14 protein-coding genes are annotated in these 20,669 nt (G+C 40.9%); 3 read left to right on the top strand and 11 right to left on the bottom strand.

Annotated elements, in window-relative coordinates:
- Nucleotides 1-547 precede the first annotated feature (547 nt).
- From ACH30E_RS10060 to ACH30E_RS10050, 3 genes are all read left to right on the top strand, one after another.
- The gene (locus ACH30E_RS10060) at nt 548-2,923 is read left to right on the top strand and encodes a 3-hydroxyacyl-CoA dehydrogenase/enoyl-CoA hydratase family protein (protein ID WP_490824717.1); all 2,376 of its coding nucleotides are present in this window, start codon (nt 548-550) and stop codon (nt 2,921-2,923) included.
- 247 nt (nt 2,924-3,170) lie between these two features.
- Nucleotides 3,171-4,067 carry an ABC transporter ATP-binding protein gene (locus ACH30E_RS10055; protein WP_294995623.1) on the top strand — a complete coding sequence of 299 codons (897 nt, stop codon included), beginning with the start codon at nt 3,171-3,173 and terminating at the stop codon, nt 4,065-4,067.
- A 20-nt stretch (nt 4,068-4,087) separates the two neighbouring features.
- Nucleotides 4,088-4,912 (top strand): DUF2705 family protein, encoded by an 825-nt coding sequence (locus ACH30E_RS10050; protein WP_490824716.1) that lies wholly within the window; start codon nt 4,088-4,090, stop codon nt 4,910-4,912.
- Nucleotides 4,913-5,057: 145 nt separating this feature from the next.
- Here ACH30E_RS10050 and ACH30E_RS10045 read toward each other — a convergent pair whose 3' ends face one another.
- From ACH30E_RS10045 to ACH30E_RS09995, 11 genes are all read right to left on the bottom strand, one after another.
- Entirely contained in the window at nt 5,058-5,975 is a 918-nt protein-coding gene (locus ACH30E_RS10045; RefSeq protein WP_490824715.1) for a TIGR01777 family oxidoreductase, read from the bottom strand.
- A gap of 113 nt (nt 5,976-6,088) precedes the next feature.
- Entirely contained in the window at nt 6,089-7,936 is a 1,848-nt protein-coding gene (ftsZ, locus tag ACH30E_RS10040) for a cell division protein FtsZ (RefSeq protein ID WP_490824714.1), read from the bottom strand.
- Between the two features lie 78 nt (nt 7,937-8,014).
- Nucleotides 8,015-9,388, bottom strand: coding sequence for a cell division protein FtsA (gene ftsA, locus ACH30E_RS10035; protein WP_490824713.1), 1,374 nt, complete (start codon nt 9,386-9,388; stop codon nt 8,015-8,017).
- A gap of 95 nt (nt 9,389-9,483) precedes the next feature.
- Nucleotides 9,484-10,548 carry a cell division protein FtsQ/DivIB gene (locus tag ACH30E_RS10030; RefSeq protein WP_294995638.1) on the bottom strand — a complete coding sequence of 355 codons (1,065 nt, stop codon included), beginning with the start codon at nt 10,546-10,548 and terminating at the stop codon, nt 9,484-9,486.
- A 7-nt stretch (nt 10,549-10,555) separates the two neighbouring features.
- Nucleotides 10,556-11,914 (bottom strand): UDP-N-acetylmuramate--L-alanine ligase, encoded by a 1,359-nt coding sequence (murC, locus tag ACH30E_RS10025; RefSeq protein WP_490824712.1) that lies wholly within the window; start codon nt 11,912-11,914, stop codon nt 10,556-10,558.
- A complete protein-coding gene (gene murG, locus ACH30E_RS10020) occupies nt 11,907-13,004 on the bottom strand; it encodes an undecaprenyldiphospho-muramoylpentapeptide beta-N-acetylglucosaminyltransferase (RefSeq protein WP_490824711.1) in 1,098 nt (365 codons plus the stop codon). Before murG ends, murC begins: the two co-directional genes overlap by 8 nt.
- A 3-nt stretch (nt 13,005-13,007) precedes the next feature.
- On the bottom strand, nt 13,008-14,297 hold the full coding sequence (locus tag ACH30E_RS10015) for an FtsW/RodA/SpoVE family cell cycle protein (protein ID WP_294995685.1): 1,290 nt from the start codon (nt 14,295-14,297) through the stop codon (nt 13,008-13,010).
- A gap of 51 nt (nt 14,298-14,348) precedes the next feature.
- Nucleotides 14,349-15,692, bottom strand: coding sequence for a UDP-N-acetylmuramoyl-L-alanine--D-glutamate ligase (gene murD / locus ACH30E_RS10010; protein ID WP_294995688.1), 1,344 nt, complete (start codon nt 15,690-15,692; stop codon nt 14,349-14,351).
- 5 nt (nt 15,693-15,697) lie between these two features.
- Complete coding sequence (gene mraY, locus ACH30E_RS10005) at nt 15,698-17,008, bottom strand: phospho-N-acetylmuramoyl-pentapeptide-transferase (protein ID WP_294995691.1); 1,311 nt, start codon at nt 17,006-17,008, stop codon at nt 15,698-15,700.
- Nucleotides 17,009-17,029: 21 nt separating this feature from the next.
- A complete protein-coding gene (locus tag ACH30E_RS10000; RefSeq protein ID WP_490824710.1) occupies nt 17,030-18,493 on the bottom strand; it encodes a UDP-N-acetylmuramoyl-L-alanyl-D-glutamate--2,6-diaminopimelate ligase in 1,464 nt (487 codons plus the stop codon).
- A gap of 1 nt (nt 18,494) precedes the next feature.
- The gene (locus ACH30E_RS09995) at nt 18,495-20,606 is read right to left on the bottom strand and encodes a penicillin-binding protein (protein ID WP_490824709.1); all 2,112 of its coding nucleotides are present in this window, start codon (nt 20,604-20,606) and stop codon (nt 18,495-18,497) included.
- Nucleotides 20,607-20,669: the final 63 nt, after the last annotated feature.

The following is a 20,669-nucleotide window of genomic DNA, read 5'->3' as shown; positions in this document are numbered from 1 at the left end:
TGTGGATGGTTAAATTAAAAGCAAAAAAAGCTAGTAGCTAGCAGCTAGTGGCTAGAAGCTGTTTTTCGCAGGTCAACAACGGCCTGCAGCTTGCAGCCAAAAAATACTACTTCAGATAAAACTTCAAAAGCTGTTTTGAAAAAACTTAACATACCCTAAGCCGCTATAAATCAGTTCATTCATTCGTCTATCCACATATAGTGAATAAAAGTACTGTTAAACCTCCCTGAAATATGCGCCATTCATCTTAAATTGTAGGAAACAAATCCCCCCCGATTATGTTAGTATACATTTTATTAATTGTTTACCTGGGTTGCCTCTACATGGCATACAAAGGTGCGGCTCCTTCGGAGGAATAAATAACATGATATAACTATTCTACTGAAGACCCATTGATATCCAACAATATCGTTCCCTTGCCAGAACCTATTGTTGGATATTTTTTGTCTATACCACAGATTCCCAACCCACTGTATTAAAAATAATTTCCCTTACCTTCGATACAAATAGTTGCATAACTAACTAATTTTACGGTAAAGCTTAATTTATGAAACGTTCCATCAAAAAAGTAGCGGTATTGGGTAGTGGTGTAATGGGGTCTCGTATCGCCTGTCATTTTGCAGGTATTGGGGTACAGGTACTCTTGTTAGACATGGTTACCAAAGGTGCTGAAGAAAGCACCAAACCAGCAGAACGTAACAAACTGGTGAATGATGCTTTACAATCTGCCATTAAAAGCAACCCCTCTCCTGTTTATAGCAAACAGGTAATCAAACATATCAAGACCGGCAATTTCGATGATAATATGAAAGATATTGCCACTTGCGACTGGATCATTGAAGTGGTTGTTGAAAGACTGGATATCAAACAATTGATTTATACAAAAGTGGAGGCATTTCGTAAACCGGGCACGCTGGTTACATCCAACACTTCAGGTATACCCATTCATTTGATGGCCGAGGGCAGATCGGATGATTTTAAAAAGCATTTCTGCGGATCACATTTCTTTAATCCCCCACGCTATTTGCGCTTGCTGGAAATTATTCCAACACCATACACAGATCCTGAGATAGTTGATTTTCTAATGGAATATGGTGACCTGCACCTTGGTAAAACAACGGTGCTTTGTAAAGATACACCTGCCTTTATCGCCAACAGAATTGGTGTATTCAGCATCATGAGTATTTTTCATATCATGGATAAGCTGGGCTTAGGAATTGATGATATAGATGCGCTTACCGGTCCAATTATCGGCAGACCCAAATCAGCAACTTTCAGAACCGCCGATGTGGTTGGCATCGACACTCTCGTTAAAGTAGCCAAAGGAGTGGCAGATAATTGTCCTACGGATGAAGCAAAAGATATTTTCACGATTCCTGCATGGCTTGATACTATTGTTGCCAACAACTGGTTAGGAGATAAAACGGGACAGGGCTTTTTCAAAAAAATAAAATCGGCTGAAGGCAAGGAAATACAAACTCTGAACCTCGCGACCATGGAATATGGTCCGAGAAACAAACCAAAATTTGCCAGCATCGAAGCAGCTAAACCTGTTGATGATCTGAAACAGCGAATTAAAATGCTCTCTGCTGCAACTGATAAAGCAGGTGAATTTTATCGTGCATTTCATTTCTCTCTTTTCTCTTATATCTCTCATCGCATCCCAGAAATAAGTGATGATATTTATCGCGTAGATGATGCCATGATGGCTGGTTTCGGATGGGAAATAGGTGCTTTTGAAAGCTGGGATACGGTTGGTGTTGAAACAACCGTAAAAGCCATGAAAGCCGCTGGTTATAGTGTTGCAGCCTGGATCGATGAAATGTTGGCATCTGGTGCTACCAGTTTCTATAAAGTAGAGCAGGGTAAAAGAATGTATTATGACCAGGCTTCAAAATCATACAAGACTATACCTGGAGGAGAATCATTCTTAGTACTCAATAATCATAAAGACAAACTCGTTTGGAAAAACAGTGCCTGCAGATTATACGATATCGGTGATGGTGTTGCCGGTTTAGAATGGAGCACAAAAATGAATAGTATCGGCGGCGAGGTTTTGGAAGGCATCAACAAATCTATCGGTATCGCTGAAGAAAAATTCAAAGGACTGATCATCGGAAACGAAGGCGCCAACTTCAGTGCCGGTGCAAATGTAGGCATGATCTTTATGCTGGCCATTGAACAGGAATATGATGAACTGGATATGGCTATACGCATGTTCCAAAATACTATGATGCGTGTGCGATATTCTTCTGTTCCGGTTGTTACGGCCCCTCACGGGCTTACCCTGGGCGGTGGTTGTGAAATGAACCTGCATGCCGATAAAATTTGTGCGGCTGCTGAAACTTATATTGGACTGGTTGAATTGGGCGTTGGATTGATACCCGGTGGTGGTGGAACAAAAGAATTTGTATTACGTGCTGCAGATGATATGCACGAAGATGAACCAGAAACCATCACTTTAAAGAATCGGTTTTTATCCATCGCAACCGCCAAGGTAGCTACCTCTGCACAGGAAGCTGTTGAAATGGGTATTCTGAGAAAGGGTGCTGATGAAATAGTGATGAACCTCGGCAGAAGACTCACCGAAGCAAAAAAATCTGTTATTGAATTATATGATAGTGGCTACACTACACCAATACAACGAAGCGATATTAAAGTGCTCGGCCGCTCCGCACTTGGTGCCCTCTACGCTGGCATAAATGGCATGTGGAGAGGCAACTACGCAACCGACCACGATGCATTAGTTGCGCGTAAACTGGCTTATGTAATGTGTGGAGGCGATCTTAGTGAACCAACCCTCGTAACCGAACAATATTTACTGGATCTTGAAAGAGAAGCCTTTTTAAGTCTTTGCGGAGAAAGAAAAACCCTCGAACGTATCCAAAGTGTTCTCAAAAGCGGGCGCCCGCTCAGGAATTAATCACCCCACTCTGCGAAGCCTCTGCTCACTTAGTGCCTCTGCGGTAAACAGACCTTTTACTCACCGCAGAGACAGAGAGAAAACGGAGGTTTCGCAGAGGGTTGGTGATATATTCGCCCTCCCCTTCTACCGCTGATACATGTAAAAAACAGATCATCCCATTTCTGGGAATCTGAAAATATTCTAAGTATCTTCGGAATTAAGGCATTAATATGCCTTGATTATTATTCATCGTTAACAACTGCTTATGCAACCTGTCCTCTCTATACAGGGAATATCTAAAAGATATGGATCTATCCAGGCATTGAACAATGTTTCTTTTGATGTTCCCCAAGGCTGTGTTTTCGGTATCCTGGGTCCAAATGGTAGTGGAAAAACAACCATGTTGAGTATTATCCTGGATATTTTACAATCGAATTCAGGCACTTATGCCTGGTTTGGAAAACCGGGTTCACCAGAAACAAGGAAACAGATTGGATCATTGCTTGAGACCCCCAATTTTTATCATTATCTCTCCGCTGTTGACAACCTCAATATTACCAAGGCAATCAGTGGGCGTGGTGATGCTGCAGATATAGACAGGGTTTTGGAAATTGTTAAACTGTCTGCACGTAAAAACAGCAAGTTCAAAACCTATAGCTTAGGTATGAAACAAAGGCTTGCAATAGGAGCCGCATTACTGGGTAATCCGGAAGTGCTGGTGTTTGATGAACCAACCAACGGACTCGATCCGGTTGGTATTGCGGAGATCAGGGAATTAATTAAGCAACTGGCAAGGGAAGGAAAAACCATCATCATGGCAAGTCACCTGCTCGATGAAGTTGAAAAAGTTTGCACCCATGTAGCCATCCTCAAAAAAGGCACATTAATTACTGCGGGAAAAGTTGATGAAGTATTGGCTAATGAAGATATCGTTGAAATTTCTGCCACAGATACAGATAAACTTAAAGCTGTATTAGAAAGCTATAACGGCCATTCGCACCTGAAGCAAGATGGCAAATTGTTTGAATTGTTTTTCCCACTCGGCACTGCCCGCATGGAAGACCTGAACCGCCATTGCTTCGAACATGGCGTTGTACTCAATCAATTATTGTTAAAGAAGAAGAGTCTTGAAACCAAGTTCTTCGAATTAACCAACGACTAATTCATCCTAAAAAAGAAACTATGCTTTCCCTTATAAAAATAGAATGGTTAAAAATTAAAAAATACCCGGCATTCTGGTGGATGTTAGGTATCGTTGCCTTAACCTATCCCAGCATTAACCTGATGTTCCTGAAGGTGTATGAAGATATTACCAAAGGAAAAGAAATGGGAGAAATAGCAAAAATGCTTCTGGGCAACCCCTATGCTTTTCCTGAAACATGGCATACTGTTGCATTCTTCTCCTCATTCTTTATTGTATTACCCGCAATACTTGTAATTATGCTGGTAACCAATGAATACAATTATAGAACACATCGACAGAATATCATTGATGGTTGGTCAAGAAAAGATTTCATAACGAGTAAGCTCTGCGATGTATTGATAGTAACATTCATCATCACATTATCTTATGCGATTGTTGCCATTGCTTATGGCGCATACACTGACGATAAAAATTTCTACCGCTGGTCAGAACAATTGCAATACATACCATTATTTTTTCTCCAGACATTTTCACAGTTATCTATTGCTTTTTTACTGGGGTATTTGATTAAAAAAGCCTTCATTGCACTCGGCCTATTTCTGTTTCATTACCTTATACTGGAAAACATTGCTGTATCCTGGTTTAAATACCAGGTAAAAACTGATATCGGAAAATTTTTCCCATTTGAAATATCAGACCGATTAATTCCTGTACCTGCGTTTATTGGCAAATTCGGGCAAGACATGAAAGCCGGATATCAAAAAGCACTTGATGCCATCCCAATGCATGTTGGCTTAACCCTTGTATTAACTGCACTAATCTGGTTTATTTGCTATAGAATACATAAGAGGAGAGACCTTTAGGATGGCAGATCGCTGATGGCGGATGTCTGATGTCTGATGTCTGATGTCTGATTTATGGGTGATTTATAAGTGATTTAAAAAACTTTAGGTTATGGTATTAGTGCTAATAGCTAATGGCTAATGGCTAACACCTAATACCTCATACCTAACCCCTAACCCCTTCCTCAATTCCCGGATAGTTAAAAACAAAACCTGTGGCCTGGATTTTCCGGCTGCTTACGGTTGTGCTTTTGAGGATTTCGATACTCATTTCTCCCAATAATAGTTTTAAAAAGAATGCAGGTATTGGAATTGGGATGGCCCATGACCTGCGCATAGTTTTTGCAAGGGCCTTCATCAGGTTTCTGCTTGATACCGGATTTGGAGACACTGCATTGTATACCCCTGCTATCTCCGGGTTTTCTATGGCATAGATAAAGAGCCTACACAGGTCTTCTATATGTATCCAGCTTACTACTTGTTTTCCTGTACCAAATATGGGTAAGATGCCTGCAGCAATTGGTTTTTTAAATTCAGCAATAGCACCTCCGGTCCCACTCAATACTATTCCAACACGCAAACGAACCAGTCGCTTATTACTGTCTGTAACTGGAGCTATGCTCTCCTCCCATGCTTTACAGGTATCGCCCAAAAAACCAGGATAAGCAGGCATGTCCTCGGTAAACGGCAATCGAACATCTTCCCGGTCTGGACCATACCAGCCAATTGCGGACGCACTTACAACAGTTTTAACTTTATTAGGCATCGTTTGAAGTGCCTGCACCAATAACTTACTGCTGTGAGTTCTGCTATCCAGTATTTCTTTTTTACGGGCTTCTGTCCACCTTTTATCTGCTACTCCTGCCCCAGCTAAATGGATGATATGATCAGCGCTACTGATTGCTGCTTCTTCAATGGTTTGCTCCTGAATATTCCATGAATAAATACTAATCTGTTTTCCGTCAACGTATGCTTCTCCAGCTTTTCTGCTTAGCCAGGTTACACGATAGCCCCTCTCCACCAGTAATTTGGTGAGGTAATGGCCTATCATACCCGTTCCACCAGTAATAAGTATTGTTTCCATGATTGTACAGGTATAACAAATATCCGACAATAATGTTCTAAAAAATAACCCCGACGCATAGGTCGGGGTCAACAACTAAAATCACCAGGCTAAAACGCTATGATAAGCAATCGTTAATCAGGCTTCTTACCATCCAAAAAAGTATTGATGGTAGAAATTTGGGTCTGATTATTTTCATCCTTACCTACTGTGTATTTACTATAAAAGTCTTCCACAGAAGTAAGTGTATTTCCAAAAAGTTCCATATTTCTTCTTACATATGCTGGCACATTGTCAAACTCATTATTTGCGTCCGTGCTGTTATTCATGTTAAAAGAAAGATTACGTAATTTCTGAATGCGCTCTGCTGCCCTTCTTTTCTGCTCTTCCGCATCATCTAATACCGAATCATCAATAAAGTTTGTTGGCGGAGCAACTGCAACTACAGGAGCTGGTTTTTCTTCTTTCTCTACCAGTTGCATCATCATATCTTCTTCCTGCGCTACTGGTTTTTCTTCTACAATCTGTTTTACAGGCTGCACCATTTCCTGTAAAGGAGCTGGTGCTTGTTTTTCAGGCTCAGCGTAAATATTCATGGGTTTGCTGAACATGGTAGTTACTGGTTGTTGAGGCTGTTCGTTTACTTTGAACTGCAGCATCTCATCCTGTACTATAGATTTAGTAACATGTACTTCTTCTTTAGGAACTTCAGGTACAGCTATTTCTTCCGTTATTTCAGTACTTAGTTCAAACTGTAGTGTGAAATTTTCTGCTGGTTCTTCAACCACTGGTTCCTCAGCTACAATAGGTGTAGCGGCAAAAATATTCAGCACCGGTGTTTCTTCAACCGCTTCTTCCATTCTTGGTGCAAATGGATCTTTATCTTCAAGGGGGAGTGTTTGTTGAACTGGTTGCTGTACCGGCTTTTGTTCTGCCTGTTCAACATCCAATGTCATAACAATCTTCTCCTGCTTGGGTTCTGGCTTTTTTTGCTCAACTGGTTTTGCGAAAGGGTCTTTGTGTTCGAATCCAGTTGCAATCAGTGTGATACCAATTTTTTTATCCAGTGTATTATCATAACCCATACCAACAATCACATCTGTGTCTTCGCCAGCCTGCATGCGCAGGTGATTATTGATGGTTTCCAATTCATCCATGGTACACTCATGATCACCTTCAGCACTGTTGATATTAATGAGTATCCATTTAGCTCCTCTGATATCATTATCATTCAGCAATGGAGAGGAAAGTGCTTCTTCAATGGCAAGTTGCGCACGGTTTTCACCTTCTACTTCTGCTTTACCGAGAATTGCTACACCGCCATTTTTCATCACCGTACATACATCCGCAAAATCGACGATGATATGTCCACGGCTGTTGATTACATCTGTAATACATTTCGCAGCAGTTGCCAAAACATTATCTGCTTTTGCAAATGCTTCTTTCATTTTGAGGTTACCATATTGGATCCTCAGTTTATCGTTGCTGATTACCAGCAATGTATCCACATAAGGCTTTAACTGGCGAATACCTTCGTCAGCCTGTAGCTGTCGGCGCGGGCCTTCAAATCCGAATGGCGTTGTTACTATACCAACGGTAAGTATGCCAAGTTCTTTACAGATTTGTGCAATAATTGGAGCTCCTCCTGTACCGGTACCACCACCCATACCTACAGTAATAAATGCCATTTTGGTATTTACTTCAAGTATGCGTTTGATTTCTTCGAGCGATTCCTCCGTTGCTTTTTTACCAACTTCAGGGTTGGCACCTGCGCCTAAACCTTGTGTAAGGTGTGGGCCTAATTGTATTTTATTCGGGATCTTGCTTTGTTCGATTGCTTTGGCGTCGGTATTACAGATAATAAAATCAACACCTTCGATATTCTGATCAAACATGAAGTTAACAGCGTTGCTCCCGCCGCCTCCAACACCAAGTACCTTGATGATGGAAGATTTCTGTTTGGGAAGATCAAAGTGAATCATAGAGAACGATTTATAGGGGTTAGTAGATTACTGTGTTTTCAATGGGACGATATATAGGAAACGTATGTTAACTGTATTTTATTTTATTACCTGGTCTTCCTCTTCTTTAAACAGATCTATCAGGTTGTTTTTAAACTTATCCCAGAACTTCTGTTTTCTTGCATTTCCGTCTACTTCCTGAGGTGCCGATGTTACTGGCATTTCTACCTCGGCTGCAGCTTCAACTTTCAGGTTCCTAGGCACTTCGATCTTCTTGAATTGTTCATTAAACTCTTTGTACTTATGATCGTAGTCGCTGTAACCTTTAAGTATCAACCCAAGACAGGTAGCATACATCGGCTTCTTCAACTCTTCAATATGGTTCGGAGCCAGGTGTTCGTTCGGCAACCCGATTCTTGCATTCAAGCCGGTAGTATATTCTGTTAATTGAATCAGGTGTTTCAACTGAGATCCGCCACCAGTAAGGATGATACCACCATTCAGCGCACGGCTGTCGAGACCCACTGTTTTAATATGGTAAGTAACAAAATCAAGTATTTCACTCATTCTCGCCTGGATAATTGCTGCCAGGTTTTTAACACTGATTTCTTTTGCAGGCATGCCTTTCAGTCCAGGAATGGTGATATAGGCATTAGCTTTGGCTTCATCAGCTAAAGCACTACCAAACTGCACTTTCATGGCTTCAGCCTGGCTTTTTAATACCCCTAATCCCATACGGATATCATTGGTAATATTTTCACCACCAAAAGGAATAACCGCTGTATGCTTCAGGATACCTTCATAAAAAACAGCCAGGTCACTGGTACCACCACCAATATCAAGGATGGCAACACCTGCTTCCATGTCGATCTCACTCATTACAGCACTTGCAGAAGCCAATGGTTGTAATACAAGGTCTTTAGTGCTTAAACCGCTTCTGTCAACAGCGCGGTGGATATTACGAATAGCGTTTCTGTCGCCGGTAATGATATGAAAATTGGCTCCTACTTTAACGCCATTATATCCAACGGGGTCCTTGATGTTCTGGATATTATCTACATGAAAATCCTGTGGTATCACATCAATAATCTGATCACCTGCAGGAATAAATGTTTTGCGCTGATTGTTCAGCAACTGGTCAATTTCCCAGCGTTGTATTTCGGTTTCCGGATCCTGGCGAACCATATCTCCCCTGGTTTGGAGACTTTTGATATGATGTCCGGCTATACCCACATATACTTCATTGATCTCCAGATCAGGATTACTTTCATAGCAGTTTAACAAAGCCTGTTGGATTGCTTTGATCGTTTGGTCGATATTCAACACTTGACCATGCTGCACGCCGCTGCTGTTGGCACGTCCAAACCCGAGTATCTCCAATTTGCCATACTCGTTTTTGCGACCTGCAATAGCTGCGATCTTTGTAGTTCCGATGTCCAGACCAACAATGATTGGTGATTCATTGTGATTCATAAGGTATGCGTTTTAGTTGTTTCCATTTTTTTGCGTGAATTGTCAATGGTGAATGGTCAATACATTCACAATTCACCATTGACAATTCACACTCATTACTCACTCTTCTTCATCACTGCTTTAGGCTTAGGCTTTATTGTCTTTTCCTCTTTTTTCTGCTCAGCCTTCTTCGATAACGGTTTCGTATTTGTTTTATTGTTGATGTTGGTAACAGTTTTTGGAGGAGGTGTTTCTTTAACAGGACTTTTAACCGGTGCCGATAATTTTACAACACTGTCTTTTACCGGAGTCTTTGTTGTTTCAACCGGCAAAACAGATCTGTCTGTAACCGGGGCTGTCATCTGCCTGATCAGTTCCAGTGCTGCGGTTGAATCTTGTTTAATACCACTCATGCCTCTTTTTACTGCCACCACCTGTTTATCATATTGTACATTGATTCGTTCATAATAATGGATACCATGCTGTAACCAGGCCTGCTTATAAAAAGTATACAGGCGGTTAAACTTGGCATCAAGATCAGTTGCCCCTCCGATGCTAACAATATGTTCACCAAATACCGGCACCAGTTCAAACTGGTTACCCGGTTCTATATCAATCTGTGCCACCTGCGCTATCCAAAAACTGTCTTCCAGTATATAACTGCCCAGTTTTACTATATCATTCAGTAATAAACTATCTGGTTTTGATAGCTTAATATTATCTGATGGAAACCCTGTGAACATTGGCACACGTGCGCTTAGTCTGTCACTCAGGGGGAGTCTTAGTCCGCCACTATCCACATAAAAGGAACCTCCCTGTGTTGTAAAAACCCTTGCTACTGGTTGCCTTTCATCGATCTGAACCTCCAGCACTTGTTGATTATTGATAAAAAGCTCTGCATTTCTTACCCAGGGATTTTTTTCCATAGCTGCTTCCATCGCTCTGAGATTAAGCTTTGCTATCGGTGTTCCGATGGTTTTCTGTTGCTGGTTGATCAATTCAAGAATATCTTTTTCATCGATAAACATATTTTCCTCTATCCCTGATATTTCAATCTTAATATCGCTACAGGCCTTTTGGCTTTTCTTTTGCATAGCAGCGCCCATCAGTACGATAGTACCAACCCCTGCCAAAATCCAGGCAGCCTGTACCAGTCTTTTTTTCCAATCCACTTTGCGCATCTGCTTATTATTGTTCCAGTATATTTTTAACCTGATTCACCAATGCATCTATATCACCTGCCCCGGCCATTACCACCAACGAAGGCCGTTGTTCTTTTACCCAAGCCAACATGGCTTCCTTTTCAAGTATTTGTTTGTCTGCCAACTTCATTTTATGAAGTAAGAGTTCACTTGTCACACCCGGCATGGGCAATTCGCGAGCCGGGTAGATTGGTAATAACACTACTTCATCAGCCATATCCAGGCTTTTTGCAAAATCATCGGCAAGGTCATTTGTCCTGCTGAATAAATGAGGCTGAAATACCAGGGTAAGCTTATGGTTCGGAAATATGCTCCTTACTCCAGTGATTAAAGCCCTTAACTCTTCCGGATGATGTGCATAGTCATCAATCACCACATGCTCATCTGTTTTTAACGCATATTCAAATCTTCTGCGAACACCTTTAAAATCTGCTACTGCCGCACGAATGGCATCATCTTCAATATTCAAATATTTAGCTACAGTAATAGCCGCTATTACATTTTCGATATTGTGAAACCCTCCCATTGTAAGGGTAATATTTTCAACCATCCAGCCCGGACCACTAGCATTAAAATGGTAGCTGCCATTTTTTACTTCCAGGTTTACTGCTTTAACATCTGCTTCGGGTGAATTATAGCTGTACCTGTAATTATGCGCGGCCATTAATTCAGCTTCCCTGCTTAATCCCTTTTTGGTTACAAGACATCCGCCTGGTTTTACTTTTTGCGCAAAAGCAACAAAGGCATTTTCTACTTCCTGCGGGGTACCATATATATCGAGGTGATCTGGATCAATTGCAGTTACCACAGCTATATCCGGCACTAATTTCAGAAAGCTTCGATCATATTCATCAGCTTCTACCACCACTACATTTCTTTCACTGCTCCAGAAATTGGTATTGTAGTTTGCAGCAATACCTCCGAGAAATGCGTTACACCCGTATCCTGAATGCCTTAATAAATGAGCAATCATAGAGGTTACCGTTGTTTTACCATGGGTACCTCCTACACAGATATTGAAAGAGCCTTCAGTGATCCATTGTAACACATCGCTTCTTTTAACCACAACATATCCCTGCTCCCTGTAATAAACCAGCTCAGCATGTGTTACAGGAATAGCGGGTGTGTATACAACTGCATCAACATCTTTAGGGGCAAGATCAACCCGCTCTTCATAATGAATATCAATACCTTGCTCGGCAAGTGCAGTGGTCAGCGGCGTAACGGTTTTATCATATCCACTTACGGCAACACCCCTCGATTTAAAATACCTAGCCAGTGCACTCATACCAATGCCACCGATGCCGATAAAATATATTTTCTGTATGTCGTTTAACTTAACCACGTATGTATTTTAGTATTTCTGTTGCCACCATTTCATCAGCATTTATAATAGCCAGCGGTGTGATTTTCGCTATCAATTCCATTTGCATTGCTTTATCTTTTGCGAGTTCCACCATTTTTGAATAGAGCTCTTTCGGTGCTTCATTATCTTTAACCAACCATGCCGCACCTTTTGAAACAAGGTGCATTGCATTTACTGTTTGATGATCTTCGGCCGCAAAAGGATAAGGAACAAAAATGGCCGGCTTTTTCACTACACATATTTCTGCTACCGACATAGCACCAGCGCGAGACACTACGATATCTGCCGCTGCATAAGCCATTTCCATATCCGTAATGAATGTATCTACCCACACGTTAGCATATGATTTTCCTCTTTCCTTATAAGCACCTGCATTATTTTTTCCGGTTTGCCATATCAGTTGAATATTCATGGAATGAAATTCATGAATATGCGCTGCGATTACATCATTAATACTCTTTGCTCCTAAGCTTCCCCCCATTACCAGAATTGTGGTAGCTCCATTTTTTAATCCAAATCTTTCCAGCGCCTTATCTTTAGCTACTGCATCAACACCTGTTATTGATTGTCTTACAGGATTCCCAGTAACCATAATTTTTTCAGGCGGGAAAAACTTTTCCATATCGGTAGTACCAACAAAAATTTTGGCAGCTCTGGCACCCAATAACATATTCGATTTACCTGCGAATGAATTGGCTTCATGGATAAAAGTTGGTAAGCCTTTTTGCTGTGCATATCTTAACACAGGAAAAGTGGAATAGCCCCCAACACCTATTACAGCATCTGGCTGAAACTGATTCACAAGTTTTCTCACTTTCCAAAAACTCCTGATCAGTTTAAGCGGAAGTGAAATATTTTTAAAGAGATTTGATCGGTTAAATCCGGCAATATCTAATCCTTCAATTTTATAACCAGCCTGCGGCACTTTTTCCATTTCCATTTTACCCTGCGCACCGATGAATAGAAATTCAGTATCAGGCGCCTGCTTTTTAATGGCATTTGCTATGGCTATTGCCGGGAAAATATGTCCGCCAGTACCTCCACCGGCTATGATGATTTTCTTTTTCATAGTCTAAGCAGGGGTATCTGTTAAAGGATGAACAACTATCGGTTCTGGCTCAGGCTTACCTTCTATTTGCTCCACATTTCTCGCCACACTTAATACAATTCCGATTGCGCAACAGGTAAACAGAAAAGAACTACCTCCCATACTTACCAATGGAAGGGTTACGCCCGTTACCGGTACGAGGTTTACATTAACAGCCATATTCGCAACAGCTTGTATTACCAATGTAAAGCTTAGTCCCAGTGCCAGAAATGCACCAAATGCATAAGGACATTTTCTGAATATCCTGATACACCGAAATAAGAAAACGAGATAAATAAATATCATAAATGCTCCTCCAATCAACCCATACTCTTCAATGATGATGGAATAAATAAAATCGTTATAGGCCTGTGGAAGAAAATTTCTTTGCTGACTATTACCTGGCCCTAATCCCATTAAAACACCACCATTAGCAATGGCAATTTTAGCTTGTTGAACCTGATAAGGCACTTCTGCTTCTTTTGCATAAATAAAATCCTGCACACGTTTTACCCAGGTACCGAAACGTCCGATCGATTTTGCTTTCTCTGCTACAACTGCATCACCATTTTTGGCTTTGCTCTGGTGTGTCATTACAGCTACCGATACAATAAATGCAACGGGTATCAAGGCCACACCGATGGTTAACAAAATATGTTTCAAGCTTACCCTGCCAATAAACATTAACAACAAAGAAGTTGCACCTGTTAACAATGCATTTGATAAGTTAGCCGGCATAATCAACGCACATATAATAAGTACAGGTGTTACAATTGGTATAAACCCTTTTTTAAAATCCTTGATCACTTCCTGCTTTTTACTCAGCAGTTTGGAGATATACATAAATAATGCCAGCTTAGCCAGATCACTTGTTTGTACAGTGAGGTGAATAATCGGCAGTTTAATCCAACGACTTCCTTCATTAATCTTTGCACCAAAAAACAGTGTATAAATCAGCAGCGGAATAGACAGCAGGAATAGAATTGTTGCTATTCTTGAAAACAGGGAGTAATTGATCCTGTGCAGAAAATATATCAGCATAAGTCCTACCAGTGTAAACGAAACCTGCTTAAAAAGGTACACATTGGTATTCCCTTTGTACATTTTATAAGCAAGTGATCCGGTTGCGCTATATACCACCAGTATAGAGATCAGGGATAATAGCAACACAATACCCCAGATATACTTATCACCTCTTGCCCTGTCAACAAGCTGGCTTCGTACACCTTGCACGCTGGGTATTTGTGAAAACAATTTATCGGTTACTTCTGGCATAATATCAATGTCAACAGTTCATTCTTCAATGAGTAACCCGCGGGCGGGTTATTACAATTCTTTTACGGCGTCTTTAAATTGCGTACCGCGATCCTCATAATTTTTAAACAGGTCGAAACTTGCACAAGCCGGACTCAGCAAAACCATATCACCTTTTGCCGCAAGTTTAAAAGAAGCATTCACCGCTTTTTTAGCGCTATCCGTTTCAACAATTACAGGTACGATATCTTTAAATGCCTCTATTATTTTACTATTGTCTATACCCATACAAACAATAGCTTTCACCTTTTCTTTTACCAATTCTTCCAGTAAGGAATAATCATTGCCTTTATCTGTCCCTCCTAGTATGAGTACGGTAGGCTTAGTCATACTTTCGAGGGCAAACCAGGTACTGTTTATGTTGGTTGCCTTACTATCGTTAATGAATTCAACACCACGTACCATGGCAACAAATTCCATCCTGTGTTCGAGGCTGTGAAAATCTTTCACTGCTTCACGGATTTTTTCCTTTCTGATACCCAAAGTGGTAGCGGCTATTCCTGCAGCCATAGTGTTGTAGTTGTTGTGTTTCCCCTTAAGGGCAAAATCGTAAATACTCATGCTTACTCTTTCTTCCTGGATTCTTAGCATCATCTGGTCGCCCTTGATGTAGCCGCCTTTTTTTACTTCGTGTTTCATAGAGAATGGTAATGGGTTAGTATGGATGGTTAGTAGTCTCAATTTTTCCATGATCACTTCATCATCTTCGCAGTAGATGAAATAATCGTCAGCCGTTTGGTTTTCAATGATCCTGAATTTGCTGTTGATATAGTTCTCGAACTTATAATCATACCTGTCGAGATGATCTTCCGTAATATTCAATAACACACTTACATCCGCACGGAAATCTTTTATATCATCCAGTTGAAAAGAACTCACTTCTGCCACATATATCTCTTTCGGATCTTCTGCTACCTGCCTGGCAAACGAATAACCAATATTGCCTACCAGTGCACAGTTTAATCCTGCTGTTTTACAGATATGATAAATCAAAGAAGTGGTTGTGCTTTTACCATTACTACCCGTAATGGCCACAATCTTTGAGTTCCCTTTAAACCTGTAAGCCAACTCAATCTCACTGATCACCGGAATACCTTTTGCACGTATGGCTTTCACCACTTCATTTTTTTCCGGTATGCCCGGACTCTTCATCACTTCATCTGCATTCAGTATCAGCTCAAGTGTATGTTTAGCCGATTCGAATTCGATATTATTTTCAATGAGCGTTTTTTCATACCCAGGTTTTATTACACCACCATCACTAAGGAACACATCGTATCCTTTTTGTTTGCCAAGAATAGCAGCTCCTACACCGCTTTCTCCCCCACCCAGTATAACAAGTCTGTGTTGCTTCATTTGCTCTATCTCATTTTCAGGGTCAGTATCGACATTACAACACATAACACCGTTACAATCCAGAACCTGATTGCTATTTTATTTTCATGAAAACCTTTCTTCTGGTAATGGTGGTGCAGGGGACTCATCAGGAATATTCTTCTTCCTTCACCGAATTTCTTTCTGGTATATTTGAAATAACTCACTTGCAACATCACACTCACCAGTTCTACCAGGAATACACCACAGAAAATTGGAATAAGTAATTCTTTTCGTACAATAATGGCCAGCGATGCGATGATACCACCCAATGCCAAGCTTCCTGTATCGCCCATAAATACCTGTGCAGGGTAAACATTGTACCAGAGAAATCCGATACAGGCTCCGACAAACGCACCTACAAAAATGGAGAGTTCACCAAGATTAGGGATATACATTACATTCAGGTAATCTGCCAATACATAGTTACCACTCACATATATAAACACACCAAGTGCTACGCCAATAATGGCACTCACACCTGCAGCCTGTCCGTCGATTCCATCGGTAATATTTGCGCCGTTAGATACTGCAGTTATAATAAAAGTGACAATCAATATATAGATGATCCAGGTGTACTTTTCTGCCCCCTCACCCATCCAGCTAATGAGTTTACTATAATTGAATTCATGGTTTTTTACAAACGGGATAGTTGTGATCGGTGTTTTCACTTTTACATACCTGCGCTCTACACCATTGATATTTCTGGTGATGATATTGGTATCTTTTGCCAGTCGTTCACCTTTTTGCAGTTCAACAACATTGGTAGATATGATTTCTCTTTCGACCGTTACGGCATTACTAAAATAAAGTGTAACACCTATGATGATACCTAATCCTACCTGACCAATAATTTTTGAAACGCCTGCCAGACCATCACTATCTTTCTTTTTATAAGATTCTCCTTTTTGCAAAGCGGCCCTTCTTGCTTTGATCTTGAAATAATCATCCAGAAAGCCAATAATGCCGAGCCATACCGTACAAAGCACCATCAAACGGATATATACTTTGTCGAGATTGGCAAAAAGCAATGTTGGGATCAATATGCTAAGTAAAATGATGATCCCACCCATGGTTGGGGTTCCCTTTTTCAGGTGTTCGCCCTGCAGACCAAGATCCCTTACAGTTTCACCAATCTGTTTCTTTTGCAGGAAAAGGATTAGTCGCTTACCATATACTGTAGCTATTACCAGCGATAGCAAAACAGCCATAGCTATCCTGAAAGTCAGGAACTGGAACATACCCGCACCTGGTACATTGAATTCCTGCTTTAGCCATGTAAATAATTGATACAGCATATTGGTGTTTGGTTTTGTAGGTTATTTTTTAAGCGCCGCAAACATTTCCAGTAAAACCTGCTTATCATCAAAAGCATGTTTTACTCCTTTTATATCCTGGTATTTCTCATGTCCCTTTCCTGCTACCAGTATAATATCTTCTGGTCCTGCATAACTTACCGCTGTTCTTATTGCTTCCTTTCTGTCTACTATACTGATATATTTTCTTTTTGCTGAACTGCCTAAACCCGTTTCCATATCTCTCAAAATAGCTTCCGGCTCTTCTGTTCTGGGATTATCGCTGGTAAGAATTACCCTGTCGCTTAAATCGCAGGCTGTTTGTGCCATAACAGGGCGCTTGGTTTTGTCTCTGTCGCCACCGCATCCGACTACAGTAATAACCTGCTCATGCCCCTTCCGCAATTTTTTAATAGTCATCAACACATTTTCCAATGCATCCGGCGTATGCGCATAATCTACAATACCGATGATTAATCCTCCGCTGATCACATAATCAAACCTTCCTTCAGCACCGCTTAACATGCTAAGTGCCGTAAGCACTTCTTCACTATCTTCTCCCAAACAAACCGCTGCACCGTATACTGCCAGGAGATTATATGCATTAAACTCTCCGATCAGTCTGAAATGCACTTCTTTATCGTTTATCGTCATTATAAGACCGGTGAGTGCATTCTCCAGTATTTTTCCTTTAAATGCTGCTACGGTTTTAAGGCTGTACATATATTTACTGGCCTGTGTATTCTGCAACATCACTTCTCCTCTTTTATCGTCTGCATTTGAAATAGCAAATGCAGTTGCAGGCAAATGATCGAAGAATGATTTTTTTACCCTGATGTATTCTTCAAAAGTTTTATGATAATCGAGGTGGTCATGGGTGATATTACTAAACAGTGCCCCGGTAAATTGTAATCCGGTGATTCTGTGCTGGTGTATAGCATGACTGCTGCACTCCATGAAAACATGACTGCATCCTGCATCTAACATCAGTTTCAATAAGGCATTAAGACTTACCGCATCTGGTGTTGTGTGAGTAGATGGAATGATTTCATCACCGATCTGGTTTTGTACCGTGCTAATTAATCCGCATTTATACCCAAGCTTATTAAACAATTTGAAAAGCACCGTAGCAATAGTAGTTTTCCCATTCGTACCAGTCACCCCAACCAATTTAAGCTTGAGGGATGGCTCATCATAAAACTGGTGTGCCATATATGCCACAGCTTCCTGCGTATCTGCCACTTCCAGGTAAGTGATCCCATCTTCAAACCTGGCAGGCATAGTATCGCATACTATAACACTGGCACCGTTTGCAATAGCTTTATCTATATATTCATGTCCATCAGAAACAACTCCCCTGATGGCCACAAAAACATTTCCCGCTTCCAGTTTTCTGGAATCAATCTGAATGCCTGAAACAGTTATATCAGTACTGCCATGCACCTGTTTGAGGTGAACCCGATATAATATGTCTTGCAGTTTTGTCATTTTAATTGAATGCTATTGTTACTAGTTGTCCTTTCGCTATTGCCTCACCTGCCTGTACCGATTGTGCAACTGCTTTTCCTTTGCCTTGCACATGAACTTTTAATCCAAGGTTTTCACACAGGTAAACCACATCTTTCAATCCCATCCCTTTAAGTTGTGGCATTGACTTATCTGAAACGGGTTTAGTATTGATGGATACCTGTTTATTTTTTCCATTAATAGCAACCCACTCATCAATGCGTTTACTTGAATCTTTATAGCTAATACTTAATTGTTTTACTACAGTCGCGAGATCACTTTTATAACCGGCATACGCGAAATAGCTGCTATCTAACCCACTCGATTTTTTTGCAAGATTGTTTACGCGTACATAAGTGCTGTACAGGCGATCGGCTATCTCTTTAAATACCGGACCAGCAACAGAGCCCCCATAATAAACCGCTGCATGTGGTTTATTTTTTATCACAACCAGACAAGTGTACTGTGGATCATTGGCAGGGAAATAACCTGCAAAAGAAGACTGGTAAACTTTATCTGCATAACCCCTGTTTCCATTTGCCACCAATGCTGTACCAGTTTTACCTGCTACTTTATAAGGTGTTTCTTTGAACAGTGAAGCGGCCGTTCCGGAAATACAAACACCTTCAAGACATTCACGCAGTTGGCGCAATGTTTCGTCACTGCAGATTTTTTCATCTACCACAACAGGCGAGAAACTTTTTTGTAAAACACCTTCTTCTTTTACCGCGCTAACCAGATAAGGTTTCATCATTCGTCCATTATTCGCCACAGCGTTATACAGTGAAACGGTTTGTAGCGGACTCACCAATAAATTATATCCAAAAGCCATCCATGGAAGCGTGGTGGGACCCCATAGTTTATGACCCGGTTTAAAAATGGTTGGTCTACGTTCGCCTGTCAGATCAATACCCGTTAAAGTATCCATCCGCATTTTCTTCAGGTGACTTATAAAACGGTTAGGGTTTGATGCATAATGCGCGACCGCAAGTTTGGCCATACCCACATTTGAGCTCAACTCGAATGCCTGTTTCACGGTAACCATATTACGACCATGCTTCTCACTATCGTATACTACCTGTCCGGCCACTTTCCAAGTACCGCCTTCCAGGTCAACGCCTTGATTGAGGTTTACTTTTTTATCTTCAAGTAAAGCAATCATGGTGGCCAGCTTGAAAGTGGAACCCGGCTCAGATGGACTAATCGCGTAATTAAAATCTTCCCAATATTCACCGGCACTTCTTTTGCCAAGATTTGCCACTGCTTTAATTTTTCCGGTTTTTGTTTCCATCACTATGGCAGTACCATATTCGGCTTCGTTCTTCACCATCATTTTCATCAGGGCATTCTCTGTAACTTCCTGGATGAACACATCAATGGTGCTAACAATATCTTTTCCTGTTTCAGGTTCAATTTCATAGGTATCTGCATCAACCGGAACATAAACACCTCCGGCAATTGAGCGCACCAACTGCTTACCGTTTCTTCCTTTCAGGATACTGTCGTAAGTCATTTCAAGTCCGACTTTATTCGCATCTCTTGCCAGTCCGATGGTTCTGAAAGCAAGCATTTTGTACGGATTGAGGCGAATGGTTTTTTCGTTTGCAATTAATCCGCTTTTGTATCGTCCAAATTTGAACAAAGGAAATTTCCTCAGCTCTTCATACTCACGAAAAGATATTTTTTTCTTTAGGAGGAAATAGGCATCGTTTTTCTTATAGCCCTGTTTTAATAATGTTTTGTAATCTTCTTTAGACTGATCGCCAAAAAGTTTAGAGAGATGATAACTTAAGGAATCAACATTTTCACGGAACAGGAGGCCATTTTTCGCGCGCAATGATTCAACGCGGAAATCCATATAAATATCAAATTGCGGAATACTGGTACTTAGCATTTGTCCGTCTTCACTATATATTGTACCTCGCTCTGCTTCTATTTCATCGATGCGTTGGTGAAGACTATCACTCATGCTTCTCCAGTAAGACCCTTCTACCTGCTGTATATAAACCGCTTTACCAAAAATGGCCACACATACAAGCACCACCAGTATATAACTGAGGTAGACTCTCCATAGTATGTCGCGTTTTACTTCCAAGTTGGTACGGTTATATATTTTCAACTCACCCTAACCCTCTCTGCTTCGCAAAGAGGGAATGCT

The sequence above is a fragment of the Sediminibacterium sp. FW305-C-61 genome (assembly GCF_058231065.1).
This window is presented reverse-complemented; position numbering and strand designations above follow the sequence as displayed.